Annotated in this window: 11 protein-coding genes; 3 read left to right on the top strand and 8 right to left on the bottom strand. The window is 70.7% G+C overall.

Annotation, left to right across the window (positions count from 1 at the left end; genetic code table 11):
- Position 1: 1 nt before the first annotated feature.
- From ACZ7HQ_RS35620 to ACZ7HQ_RS35605, 4 genes are all read right to left on the bottom strand, one after another.
- Positions 2 to 979 carry a hypothetical protein gene (locus ACZ7HQ_RS35620; protein WP_470999086.1) on the bottom strand — a complete coding sequence of 326 codons (978 nt, stop codon included), beginning with the start codon at positions 977 to 979 and terminating at the stop codon, positions 2 to 4.
- Positions 980 to 1,330: 351 nt separating this feature from the next.
- Positions 1,331 to 3,340 (bottom strand): NB-ARC domain-containing protein, encoded by a 2,010-nt coding sequence (locus ACZ7HQ_RS35615; protein ID WP_470999084.1) that lies wholly within the window; start codon positions 3,338 to 3,340, stop codon positions 1,331 to 1,333.
- Positions 3,341 to 3,822: 482 nt separating this feature from the next.
- Positions 3,823 to 4,011 carry a DUF397 domain-containing protein gene (locus ACZ7HQ_RS35610; protein WP_470999082.1) on the bottom strand — a complete coding sequence of 63 codons (189 nt, stop codon included), beginning with the start codon at positions 4,009 to 4,011 and terminating at the stop codon, positions 3,823 to 3,825.
- A complete protein-coding gene (locus tag ACZ7HQ_RS35605) occupies positions 4,008 to 4,784 on the bottom strand; it encodes a helix-turn-helix domain-containing protein (RefSeq protein ID WP_470999187.1) in 777 nt (258 codons plus the stop codon). The genes ACZ7HQ_RS35610 and ACZ7HQ_RS35605 overlap by 4 nt, the downstream gene beginning before the upstream one ends.
- A gap of 102 nt (positions 4,785 to 4,886) precedes the next feature.
- Here ACZ7HQ_RS35605 and ACZ7HQ_RS35600 point away from each other — a divergent pair, with 102 nt between their 5' ends.
- Positions 4,887 to 5,321 (top strand): hypothetical protein, encoded by a 435-nt coding sequence (locus ACZ7HQ_RS35600; RefSeq protein WP_470999080.1) that lies wholly within the window; start codon positions 4,887 to 4,889, stop codon positions 5,319 to 5,321.
- Here ACZ7HQ_RS35600 and ACZ7HQ_RS35595 read toward each other — a convergent pair.
- The 3 genes from ACZ7HQ_RS35595 to ACZ7HQ_RS35585 are packed head-to-tail and all read right to left on the bottom strand — an operon-like array spanning position 5,272 to position 6,922.
- Positions 5,272 to 5,934: a DUF5063 domain-containing protein gene (locus ACZ7HQ_RS35595; protein ID WP_470999078.1), complete on the bottom strand. Its 663-nt coding sequence runs from the start codon at positions 5,932 to 5,934 to the stop codon at positions 5,272 to 5,274. The genes ACZ7HQ_RS35600 and ACZ7HQ_RS35595 overlap by 50 nt on opposite strands.
- Positions 5,927 to 6,526 carry a recombination mediator RecR gene (gene recR, locus ACZ7HQ_RS35590; protein ID WP_031164801.1) on the bottom strand — a complete coding sequence of 200 codons (600 nt, stop codon included), beginning with the start codon at positions 6,524 to 6,526 and terminating at the stop codon, positions 5,927 to 5,929. The genes ACZ7HQ_RS35595 and recR overlap by 8 nt, the downstream gene beginning before the upstream one ends.
- A gap of 51 nt (positions 6,527 to 6,577) precedes the next feature.
- Positions 6,578 to 6,922, bottom strand: a complete 345-nt coding sequence (locus tag ACZ7HQ_RS35585) for a YbaB/EbfC family nucleoid-associated protein (RefSeq protein ID WP_356301229.1) — start codon at positions 6,920 to 6,922, stop codon at positions 6,578 to 6,580.
- Positions 6,923 to 7,174: 252 nt separating this feature from the next.
- On the opposite strand from ACZ7HQ_RS35585, the gene ACZ7HQ_RS35580 reads away from it, so the two are divergent.
- Positions 7,175 to 7,924 carry an SLATT domain-containing protein gene (locus ACZ7HQ_RS35580; protein ID WP_470999076.1) on the top strand — a complete coding sequence of 250 codons (750 nt, stop codon included), beginning with the start codon at positions 7,175 to 7,177 and terminating at the stop codon, positions 7,922 to 7,924.
- 27 nt (positions 7,925 to 7,951) lie between these two features.
- Here the strand turns inward: ACZ7HQ_RS35580 and ACZ7HQ_RS35575 are convergent, their stop codons facing one another.
- Positions 7,952 to 9,925 carry a serine/threonine-protein kinase gene (locus tag ACZ7HQ_RS35575; protein WP_470999074.1) on the bottom strand — a complete coding sequence of 658 codons (1,974 nt, stop codon included), beginning with the start codon at positions 9,923 to 9,925 and terminating at the stop codon, positions 7,952 to 7,954.
- A gap of 265 nt (positions 9,926 to 10,190) precedes the next feature.
- Here ACZ7HQ_RS35575 and ACZ7HQ_RS35570 point away from each other — a divergent pair, with 265 nt between their 5' ends.
- A complete protein-coding gene (locus ACZ7HQ_RS35570) occupies positions 10,191 to 11,546 on the top strand; it encodes an aminotransferase class III-fold pyridoxal phosphate-dependent enzyme (protein ID WP_470999072.1) in 1,356 nt (451 codons plus the stop codon).
- Positions 11,547 to 11,618: the final 72 nt, after the last annotated feature.

Here is an 11,618-nt window from a genome sequence, read left to right as displayed (position 1 = left end):
CTCATACGCCCTCCCACAGCGCCTTGCCCCCGGGCGAACGCAGTCCACCCGCCGCCCGCACCCGGGCCGCCCAGCGGTGCACCTCCTCGGCACTGGGGATCGGCCCGGCGAGAAACGTCTCCGGCACGGGCGGGATCGGCTCCCCGTCGGGCGTGTCCAGCCCGAGCTCCACCCGGCAGGCCCGGCACACCCCGCCGACGATCTCCACGGTCCGCTCGTCCTCGTCGCATGTGGCGCAGGCGATCAAGACCCGATCGACGCGACCACGGAGCCGGGTCCTCTTCTGACGCACTTTGGCCTTCTTCGGCGGCATCTGCTTCTCCAGTCGATTGCGGGCGAGTCCGCCCGGGTTGGTCACGGGGCTGGGAAGTCCGGCGGTGAGGGCGCGGGTGATGTCCTCGGGAGTCGAGCCGCGCGCCAGCCACTCGGCGGCGAGGGATTCGAGAGACCGGCAGTCGGATTCGGACAGCGGCATACGGCGGTCTGTTTCACGAATTTCCGCCAGCGTCCGGTACGCCACGGTGCCCTGTGGCCCGTCGCCCGGCGCCTGGACGGCCTCGGCCTCCGGGGGCGTCCGCTCGGCCTCCTCGACGTGGGCCAGTCCGTCGCAGTGGTCGTCGGTGACGATCCTGCCGTTGCGCGACCGCGCGAATTCCTGCCACCACTCCACCGACCTGGGAGTACGCGACCAGTACGTCCGCGTGGCCCACCGCATCGAGTTGTCTTCGAGGGTGATGTGCTCCCTGATCCGGTGCAGGTGCCCGGCGCGACTCAGGTGCCCCTGCGCGACGCGCACCGCTTGCTGGCCGTAGACGGGGTGCACAGCGGCAATCGCCTTGTAACCCGCCGCATGGCCGTCCTGGAGACGGCCCATGAAGATGGCGAGGTCGCGTTCACGTCCGCTCAGGTGTGCGAAGTCCGCGTCCGCGTGCGGGTCTTCGTCACCGGTGGAGCGTTTGCCGTAACCCGTCTTGGCCACGGGGTGGGACGGGGACGGCAGGGCGGGGCTAGGGTAGGCGCAAGCCACCATCGAAGGTTCCGTTCGATGTGTAGGTCCAGGCCCCGGAGCCGGTGTTGGCGCACCGACCGGGGCCGATCTATTGCCGCGAAACTAGAGCGGCTTTACACACCGGCGCAAGCTGATCACGGAACGTCACCCGTTCGAGGTAGGCGGCCTTAACTCACCTACAAACTCGGTTGGTTGGGGAGTTCCACCCAATCCAAAAACCCAGGGAAGGGCTCGGGGCCCGAGGCTCGAGCTCCGGGCTGAAGTGCGGCAACGAAGGCCGACCAGGCGGGGGCGGGGAGGACCCCGGGAACGTGGGCCGGGTCATGTCTCCGAGTCCGGGGCGAGGAGGGCGGCGAATCGCTGACGGAGCTGCTCGACGTAGGGGGCGTCCTCGCCGAGGACACGCTGGGCGTCGGCGAGCAGGTGGATGACCACCTCACGGGCGCGGGCCGGATCGTCTGCCTCCGTCCAGAGGAACTCGGCGAACAACATGCGGCTGGACAGGACGTACCTGTCCGTCTCACCGCGCTCCCGGATGAGGCTCTCGATGTTTTCCTCATCCAGGGCGGCGGCAGCGGTCATGTCTCCCGATGACGCCTTGACCGACATCAGCATCAGCCGAAAGCTTCGGGTGGTGTCGTTGTCCCTTCCCAACGCGGCCACTGACGCGGCCAACAGCGTCTCCAGCGTCTCGGAGGCCGACGCGGCAAAACTACGGGGGTCGTGCGCAACCACAGTGATCAGCGCGGAGGCCCAGGCCGCCCAGGCTTCCAGAGTCGTTTCGGCATCTTTGCCCAGCACTCGCGACGCCTTCTCGGCGTTCTTGAACGCCATCGCCGCTCCCTCGCTCAGATGTCCGGCGCTCACCAGGCGATCCGCCAGGACCGACCTCGCCGCGAAGGTCCGCGGGTCACGGCGTCCGAAAGTCCGTACGTGGTCGCTCAGGTTCCGCTTGAGCAAACCGATTGCGCGTTCGTGGTCACCGGCGGTGCCGTACGACCGGGCCAAGTGCGCGCGCACCTCGAGGGTGCCTGCCGCGCGAGGGCCGCCGACGCGCTCCGCGGCCGACAGAGCCCTCTCGTGCAGACCGATCGCGCGGGCGACATCGATGTGGACGTACCTGAGTCCACCCACATCGAAGAGGAGGATTTCCTCCATTCCATCCGCTGCCGGCTCCGCGTTCAAGGCCAGCAGCTCCAGATGGGAGAGCCACTCCAGCTCGGCGGCGATGTCCTGCAGTTCGAGGTGACTCTCCAGCAGCAGACCGGCAGCCCTGTGCGCGTTGGCCACTCCGGCCGACCGGGCCACCGCCTGCACGAGCCGGTGCACCGATATCCGGTCGCCGTCGTGCAGCGAGATCATGCTGTACGCCGCCAGCCGCCGCACCGCCTCGGTCACCTCCACCGGACTGCCCATCGGCTCCAGATAGGCCCGCGGAATCCCCTGCGGCGCCCACCACGCGATGACCCTCAGGATCTCCTCCGCGAGCGGGGTGTCCCCCAGCCGGTCGAGCGTCACGCGCCAGACCCGGGCGACCGTGCGCTCCGCGTCCGCGCCCTCCACCGGCTGCGAGAACATCTCCTCGGGATAGCGCGCCAGCAGCTCCCGGTACCGCCACGGCGCGATCCCGGCCTCCGCGCAGTACGCCGCCGCCTGTTCCACGGCCAGCGGCAGGCACCCCAGCTCCCGGCACAGTCGGACGGCGTCCTCACCCTCGCCGCGACCGCTGATCCGTTCGAACAGCTCGACAGCCTCGGCCAGTTCGAGTACGTCCAACGACAGCGGCTCGGCGACGCCCTGCCACCCGGTCGCCCGCCGCGTCGTGATGAGGAAGCGGCCGCAGGACACCCTGGCGATCAGCGGCTTGACATCGTTGGGCGAGGAGACGTTGTCCAGGATCAGCAGCCAGTCCTCGTGCGTCGCCAGCCACTGCACCGCCCGTTCCCGCAGCGCGTCCCGGGAGAGTACGTCCCTCAGCGTGGGCTGGAACGAGGCGGCGAGATCGGCGAGGCCGGCGTCCAGATCGGCGGGCGTCTCGGCGTTGATCCACCACACCGGTCTGAACACACCAGTCCGTCCGGTCGCCCAGCGGGCCGCCAGCGTCGACTTGCCGATACCGCCCAGGCCGTGCACCGCTTGGACGACGACGCCCCCCGTACGCATGAACGCCTCGTCAAGCAGGCGTAGTTCACGTTGCCTTCCGACGAACGGACCCGCGCTGTCCGGCAGGTTGACCAGCCCGGCCTGCGGGGCGTCCGGCTGGGCGAACACCTCCGGCGGGAGTGTCACGGCCCGTTCCACGTAGTGCGCGACCGAGCCGTCCCCGGACATCGCTTGCCGGATGGACTGTCCGGCGGCGATCGAACGGTTTCCCGACGCCTCCGCCGACGGGTTCACGCGTCCCCTGTCGAGGCCGAGCCGATATCACCGCCCGCTGCGATGGACCGCTCACCGGATGCGGTCACATTCAGGGGCCGGGACGGTCCGGGCGACGGCGAGAAAGGCACCGCCGGCCCCGCCGGACCGGCCCCTGTCGACACGCTCCCGATGTTCCCGCCGGCGGCGACCGACCTCGTACCGCCGGCGGTCACGGTCGTACCACCGCCAGACGCTCCAGCGAAGAACGCGTACACGGTGAGTGCCAACCCCACCAATCCGGTCACACCCCCCGCCACGCTCACCCAAGGCTCAGCGGCTTGGATGTCCAGCACCCCTCCGACGACAAGCCCCACCGCACCTGCGGCACACAGTGCGATCCCGATCCACATCAAAATCTTCTGTTGCCCCGTCATACGGCCATGATGGCTTGAAGTTCAGATTTTGTGGAGAAGTCCGGAAATAAAAGCGGACCAGGCGGGGGCGGGGAGGTGGAGTTCCGGGCCGGTGGGGGCCGTCTTGGAGTCGCGGATGTGGATGGCGGTGGGGGTGGGGGCGACTTCGACGCAGTCGCCCCCCTCATCATCGCTGTAGGTCGACTTGAACCACTTCAGCTGGTCACTCATAGCTCGTCCACCGTCCGCTCGATGAATCGGACCGACTCAGCAGGGCTGAGGGCCTGGGCGCGGATCATGCTAAGGCGCCCGGACACCCGGCCGATAACCTCCGGATCAGCCGACAGTTCGCTGGCGAACGGCCCTTCGGTGAAGGCGAATTGCTCGTGATCGCGGGTTTCCAGCAGGACCATGGGTCCCATGAGCGCGGCGGTGATGGCCCGTTCGAAGGGCAGCACCTGCAACTCGACGTTCCTCAGACGGGACACTTCCAGCAAGCGGTGCAGTTGTTCGGTGCCCACATGGGGACTGCGCAGAACCGCCTCATAGAGGACGAAGCTCAAGCCCACTGGAGGCTTCCGCTCGGTAAGAATTGCCTGCCGTTCCATGCGAGCCTCGATGCGCTGCTCCACCGTCTCCTCGTCCAGGGGTGGGTAGCGGCTCTCGATCAATGCCCGTGCGTAGTTCTTGGTCTGCAACAGCCCCGGGACCAGCGCGATCTCGTACGACCAGCGACCGATCGCCTCCCTCTCCCGCTCCATGAACTCCTGAGCCCTCGGCGGGAACTTCTCCCTGCTCAAGTAGTCCTTCGCCGCGCTCAGCAACCCCTCCGCCCGGCACAACTCATCCGCCACGTCCAGGACTCGGGGCGTCGGCATCCGCACCCCCTGTTCCATCGCCTTGATGGTGTCCGGGGAGTAGTTCGACGCGGCGGCCAACTCCTCGCGAGAGACGTTCGCCTTCGTGCGCCAGCGTTTCATCTGGTTGCCGCTGAAGCGCCACATGGGCGGCGACTGGGACACCGTACGCACCTCCGACCGGTACATCCCGCCGTGTATCACCGCGGTCACTACCGAGGGTAGCCACCCCGGCGGCACCGTGTGACCATGACCAACGGAATTCACCGGCCCCCCTGGGTCCCCGTCAGCGGGCACCGACTCCGCGTCGCCGGCGTGCACTTCGACGCCGTGCGGATCGAGGGGAGATGGGGCGAGGCCGTCGCCGACTCGCTGATCGAGCGGAGCGATGACGCGGGGCCCATCGTGTGCGCGGGCGGCGGCGGGGCGCGGTGGGTGTACTTCCTGCTGGCGCCCGGCGTCGTACACCGCTACGACTGGCCGCTCGGCGTGCAGTACTTCGGGCGGCGGATCGACCGCACGGCCGTCACGTACGTCGGTGTCCCCGCGCTGGAGGGCGAGACCTGGCCGTTGCGCTGGTACAGCGAGCCCACGCCCACCGCGCCGTACGTCGACGCGGAGGCGCTGCTCGCGGTCACTTCCCCGGACGGATCCCCAGCGGACCGCCGATCTCCTCGGCCATGACCCGGCCCGCCTCGAACTCCAGGGTCTCGTCGCCGATGGCGGGCTGGTCGGTGTCGAGGCCGTCCAGTTCCTCCAGGGGCTGGTTGAGGCGGACGTGGATGAGGACCGACTGCAGGGCCCGCAGGACGGCGGAGGCCGTGGGTCCCCAGTTGGAGAAGTAGGAGAACTGCCACCACCACAGGGCCTCCGTGGTGCGGCCCGCGCGGTAGTGGGCCATGCCGTGGCGCAGGTCGGTGATGACGTCGGCGAGGTCGTCGGAGATACGGGCCGGGACCGGGGCCTTGCGGGGCTCGTACGGGTCGAAGACCTCGGAGTAGACGTCGACCGGTTCCAGCAGGCGGGCCAGGTTCTCCCGGAGGGCGTCCACGTCCACGTCCGGGCCCGTGTCCGGCTCGTAGCGCTCCTCGGGGACGATGTCCTCGTGGGCGCCCAGGCGGCCGCCGGCCAGCAGCAGCTGGGAGACCTCCAGGAGGAGGAAGGGGACCGTCGAGCCCGGCTCGTCGCCCTTCGCCACCTCGGTGACGGCCACCAGGAAGCTCTCGACCTGGTCCGCGATCTGGACCACGAAATCGTCCGGGTTCTGCGTCGAGTCGTGCAGTGTGGCGTCAGACATCTAGGAGTCGTCTCCCCTCGAAGGCGCGGCCGAGGGTGACCTCGTCCGCGTATTCCAGGTCGCCACCCACCGGGAGGCCGCTGGCCAGGCGGGTGACCTTCAGGCCCATGGGTTTGATCATGCGGGCGAGGTAGGTGGCCGTGGCCTCGCCCTCCAGATTGGGGTCCGTCGCCAGGATCAGCTCCGTGACCGTCCCGTCGGCCAACCGCGCGAGAAGTTCTCGTATACGCAGGTCGTCGGGTCCCACGCCCTCGATCGGGCTGATGGCGCCGCCGAGCACGTGGTAACGGCCGCGGAACTCGCGGGTGCGCTCGATGGCGACGACGTCCTTCGGCTCCTCGACCACGCAGATGACCGACGGGTCGCGACGCGGGTCACGGCAGATGTTGCACAGCTCCTCCTGCGCCACGTTGCCGCAGGTCGCGCAGAAGCGGACCTTCGCCTTGACCTCCAGGAGCGCCTGCGCGAGCCGTTTCACGTCCGTCGGCTCGGCCTGCAGGATGTGGAAGGCGATCCGCTGCGCGCTCTTGGGACCGACGCCGGGCAACCGCCCCAGCTCGTCGATGAGGTCCTGGACCACGCCTTCGTACACCGGACTGCCCTTCCTGGAGACCTTTCGGTACGTACGGTAGTTGGCCCGGCCTCAGAACGGCAGACCGGGGATGCCCGTGCCGCCGCCGAGGCCCTGGGCCAGCGGGCCGAGCTTCTGCTGCTGGAGCGTCTGGGCGTTCTCGTTGGCCGCCTGTACGGCCGCCACGATCAGGTCGGCGAGGGTGTCGGTGTCCTCGGGGTCGACCGCCTTCGGGTCGATCTTCAGGGCGCGCAGCTCGCCGGCGCCGGTCACGGTGGCCCTCACCAGACCGCCGCCCGCCTGCCCGTCGACCTCCGTGTTCGCCAGTTCCTCCTGCGCCCGCTGCAGATCCTGCTGCATCTTCTGGGCCTGCTGGAGCAACTGCTGCATGTTGGGCTGGCCACCACCGGGGATCACGATCAGCTCCTCTACGTTCTTCTCCTTGGGCACGAGCCTACGTGGTCCGCGTCCCCGTCGCCCCGCCACTCTTTCGAGTGAGAAAGACGGCAGGCCTATACCTGATCAAGGCCCTCTTCCGGGCGGAAAAGCCGGGAAAGCGTCCACTCCGCCACCCATTGGGCGGTAGGAAGGGTGCCGCTCGTCGTCATGGAATGTCACGCAATGTGACCAGTCGTGATCAGCCCAGTCGTGATCAGTAGGGAGTGCCGGGTGGGTCAGCCGGAGATGCAGCCCGAGGGTCCGCCACAGGACGGGCGGGGCGAGGGTGCGGCCGGGCTGCGGCCGGGCGATCTGAGCGGGCGGCCCTTTCCCCTCGGGGACTGGGGCGAGCCCGCCGAGCGGCTCGACGAGCTGTACCGATGGGTGGAGCGCGGGGCGCTGGAGACGGCGTCCTGGTATCTGCGGGACCGGATGTGGAAGCGGCGCGGCGCGCGGGCCCTGCGCTCCGGCGCGGCGGCGGGCGCGGTGACCGGTGCCGCACTGCCTCTGCTGGACCTCGCGGGAGCCGCCAAGGGGGTGGCGCCCTGGGGCTGCGTGGCGCTGCTGCTCGCGGTCGCCTGCGTCGGCGTCGACCGGTGCTTCGGCGTGACGTCCGGCTGGATGCGCGACGTGGCCACCGCGCAGGCGGTGCAGCGGCGCCTGCAGGCGCTGCAGTTCGACTGGGCCTCCGAGAGCATCCGGGAGGTGCTGGGCCCGGCGGAGGGCACGGCGGGGGAGGCCGCCGAGCGGTGCCTGGGGGTTCTGCGGCGCTTCGCCGAGGACGTCACGGAGCTGGTCCGCACGGAGACGACCGACTGGATGGTGGAGTTCCGCACGGGGTCCGCACCGCTGGGCATCCAGGCGGCGGCGGCGTACGTACCGCGGCAGGAGGCGGGGACCTCGGCGGGCCGGTTCCCGTTGCCGCCGGCCAACGGCTCCCGCCCGAACATGCCGCGCCAGCGGCCACCGGAGCCGCGCTGAGCCCGACGTACGACCGGTCGCTGTCGATTACTGCTTGGTGTACGTCAGGCTCTCCCCACCACCCGCCTTCGCGCGCTTCAGCCTGCCGTCCGGCAGCAGGGTGACCTCGGTGGCCTCGCCCGGGGTGCAGGAGGAGGCGGGTTCACCGCTGGTGACGATGGACGGCCCGATCTCCAACGGCCCGTCGGCTTGGGGCTGTTGGGTGAGCGCGGCCTCGAAGACACAGTGGTACGTCCCACCGCCGTCCGTCGGCCCGTCCGCCACCAGTGTCAGTACGCTGTCGCCCACCTGGCCCTGCCGGATGGTGAGTTGGCGGGTGTTGCCCCCGCCGGCGTTGTCGATGGTCGTCTTCCAGGTGCCCAGGTAGGCCTCCGGCACCACCCCGTCCGCGGAGGCGGAGGCGGAGGCGGAGGCGGACGGCGTCGGATCGGCGGGACTGGGCGCCCCCGAGTCACGGTCGGCCGCCGCCCCGGTACCGGCGCTGGACGTGGGACTCACCGCCCCGTCCCCCTTGCTGTGCCCACCGCCGCCGTTCATCAGCGCGTACACCGAGCCGCCCGCGCCCAGCGCCACCACGAGCGCGATCACGACGAGCAGCGCGGTGGACCGCCCACTGCGCCGCTCCGGCTCCTGCACCCCACCGACCGGCGGCACCCCGTACGGCTGCGCAGCCCCGAGCCCACCGCCGTGGGGGTGGTACGACTGGGGCGGATACCCATACCCATGGGAGCCACCCGTCTGCGGATAGCCGTAGGCACCGCCCGGCGGCGGGTACCCGTAGGAGCCGCCCGGCTGCGGATACCCGTACGCACCGCCTGGCTGCGGCTGCGGATACGGCTGCCCGGCCGGCTGGGGATGCTGCTGCGCATACCCCGGCCCGAACCCGGGAGCCGTCGCAGGCACCGAAGGCGGAGTCTGCCCCGGCACGACGGTGGGCGTCTGGTGCACGCCCGCCACGGCATCGGAGACGGCGCCGTGCTCGGGCACCCCCTCAGCACCGCCCCCCGCACCGGCCGGCGGCGCCCCCTCCCCACCGGGCCCGCCCGCATCCGCACCGGACCCGGGCCCCGCCCCCTCCGGATCCTCGGTCTCCAGCAACTGCACGGCGTGCCGCCCGAGTTGAGCGACCAACGCGCCCGGCAGCCAGGGTTCCCGGGACCGCCCCTCGGCCACCGTGTCCTTTGCCCCGGTCCGCTCCAGCAGCGCGTCCAGCGAGGGCCGGGCCCCGGGATCCTTGCGCAGGCAGTCCCGCACCAGGTCGGCGATCCCCTCCGGCACCCCCGTCAGATCCGGCTCCTCCTGCGCGATCCGGAACATCAGCGCGTGCACCTCGCTGCCGGCGGTCCCGAACGGCATCACCCCGGTCGCCGCGTAGGCGAGCACGGACCCGAGGCAGAAGACGTCGCACGCCGGCGTGATCCGGTCCCCCCGCACCTGCTCGGGCGCCATGAACCCCGGCGACCCGACCAGCGCCCCGGCCCGCGTCAGCCCCTCCCCGCCGAGCGTGGACGTCTCCAGCGCCCGCGCGATTCCGAAGTCGATGACGCGCGGCCCGTCGATCGTCACCAGCACGTTCGACGGCTTCAGGTCCCGGTGCACGAGCCCCGCCGCGTGGATGTCCTTCAGGGCGTACGCGAGCCCGGCCGCCAGGATCCGTACGGACCGCTCCGGCAGCGCCCCGTGATCATGTCCGACCACCTGCTGCAGGCTCGGCCCGGCGACGTACCCCGTGGCCACCCACGGCACCGCCGCCTCGGTGTCGGCGTCCAGGACGGGCGCGGTCCAGTACCCGCCGACCCGCTGCGCGGCCTGCACCTCCTGCCGGAACCGCGCCCGGAACTCCTCCTGCGCGGCGAGTTCCTCACGCACCAGTTTCACGGCGACGGTACGGCCCCGGTCCGACCGGGCCAGATACACCTGCCCCATGCCGCCCGCACCCAGCCGCGCCAGCAGCCGGTAGCCGCCGATGTGCCGCGGATCCCCCGCCGTCGGCTTCTCCATCACCGCCCCGCCTCCCCCACGCCCACCCGCACCGCGCATACGTGTGCGGCAGACCGAGAATAATCCGGCCCTGAAGAGAGTCGCGCGGCCCGCCGTACACGGTTCCGTAACGGGCTCGGGGGCCAGGCCGGGCTGATGCGCAGGCCGCCGGCGCCGAGCACGCCCGCTCCTGCCCGCCCCGTCGACAACCTGTCGCGGATTCCCCCCGTCCACAGAACAAGACGCCGATATCCCTTCCGCATCGCGGACATTTACGCTCGCCCGCATGACCCCTCAGCCCAACCCCGACGCCGGCGCCGCAGTGAAGGCCGCGGACCGCGCGCACGTCTTCCACTCCTGGTCCGCGCAGGACCTCATCGACCCGCTCGCCGTCGCCGGCGCCGAGGGGTCGTACTTCTGGGACTACGACGGCAAGCGGTACCTGGACTTCACCAGCGGGCTCGTCTACACGAACATCGGCTACCAGCACCCCAAGGTCGTCGCGGCCGTCCAGGAGCAGGCGGCGAAGCTGACGACCTTCGCCCCCGCCTTCGCGATCGAGGCGCGCTCGGAGGCGGCCCGGCTGATCGCCGAGCGGACCCCCGGCGACCTGGACAAGATCTTCTTCACCAATGGCGGTGCCGACGCCGTCGAGCACGCGGTGCGCATGGCCCGGCTGCACACGGGCCGCCCGAAGGTGCTCTCGGCGTACCGCTCGTACCACGGCGGCACCCAGCAGGCGATCAACATCACCGGCGACCCGCGCCGCTGGGCCTCCGACGGTGCCGCGGCCGGTGTCGTCCACTTCTGGGCGCCGTTCCCGTACCGCTCCCGCTTCTACGCCGAGAACGAGGAGCAGGAGACCGCGCGCGCCCTGGAGCACCTGGAGACGACGATCGCGTTCGAGGGGCCGGGCACGGTCGCCGCGATCATCCTGGAGACCATCCCGGGCACGGCCGGGATCATGGTCCCGCCGCCGGGCTACCTGGCCGGCGTCCGCGAGATCTGCGACCGGCACGGCATCGTCTTCATCCTGGACGAGGTCATGGCCGGCTTCGGGCGCACCGGTGAGTGGTTCGCCGCCGACCTCTTCGGGGTCGTACCGGACCTGATGACCTTCGCCAAGGGTGTGAACTCGGGTTACGTGCCGCTCGGCGGTGTCGCGATCTCACCGGAGATCGCGGAGACCTTCGGCAAGCGGCCCTACCCCGGCGGCCTCACCTACTCCGGGCACCCGCTGGCCTGCGCCGCCGCCGTCGCCACGATCAACGTGATGGCGGAGGAGGGCGTGATCGAGAACGCCAGGCGGCTCGGCGAGAGCGTCGTCGGCCCGGCCCTGGCCGAGCTGGCCGAGCGGCACCCGAGCGTCGGCGAGGTGCGCGGTGTCGGCATGTTCTGGGCGCTGGAGCTCGTGAAGAACCGCGAGACCCGCGAGCCGCTGGTGCCGTACAACGCGGCCGGCGAGGCGAACGCCCCGATGGCCGCGTTCGCGGCCGCCGCGAAGAAGCACGGGGTGTGGCCCTTCGTGAACATGAACCGGACCCATGTGGTGCCGCCGTGCAACGTCACCGAGGCCGAGCTGAAGGAGGGCTTCGCCGCCCTGGACGCCGCGCTCGGCGTGGCCGACGAACACACCGTGTAGCCGTACCGCACCTGCCGCCGGGCGGATCCGAACGCGTAAGGTGACGTGCTCGTAAGACATGGATACCCGCGT

Source organism: Streptomyces sp. NPDC037290, from assembly GCF_055603245.1.
This window is presented reverse-complemented; position numbering and strand designations above follow the sequence as displayed.

Bases quoted from the DNA above. Each gene is read 5' to 3' on its own strand.
- ACZ7HQ_RS35600 (WP_470999080.1), top strand. From the start codon at position 4,887: ATGACCAACGGAATTCACCGGCCCCCCTGGGTCCCCGTCAGCGGGCAC.
- ACZ7HQ_RS35605 (WP_470999187.1), bottom strand. From the start codon at position 4,784: ATGTGGCGCTTCAGCGGCAACCAGATGAAACGCTGGCGCACGAAGGCG.
- ACZ7HQ_RS35575 (WP_470999074.1), bottom strand. From the start codon at position 9,925: ATGGAGAAGCCGACGGCGGGGGATCCGCGGCACATCGGCGGCTACCGG.
- ACZ7HQ_RS35595 (WP_470999078.1), bottom strand. From the start codon at position 5,934: ATGTCTGACGCCACACTGCACGACTCGACGCAGAACCCGGACGATTTC.
- ACZ7HQ_RS35610 (WP_470999082.1), bottom strand. From the start codon at position 4,011: ATGAGTGACCAGCTGAAGTGGTTCAAGTCGACCTACAGCGATGATGAG.
- ACZ7HQ_RS35570 (WP_470999072.1), top strand. From the start codon at position 10,191: ATGACCCCTCAGCCCAACCCCGACGCCGGCGCCGCAGTGAAGGCCGCG.
- ACZ7HQ_RS35615 (WP_470999084.1), bottom strand. From the start codon at position 3,340: ATGTCCGGGGACGGCTCGGTCGCGCACTACGTGGAACGGGCCGTGACA.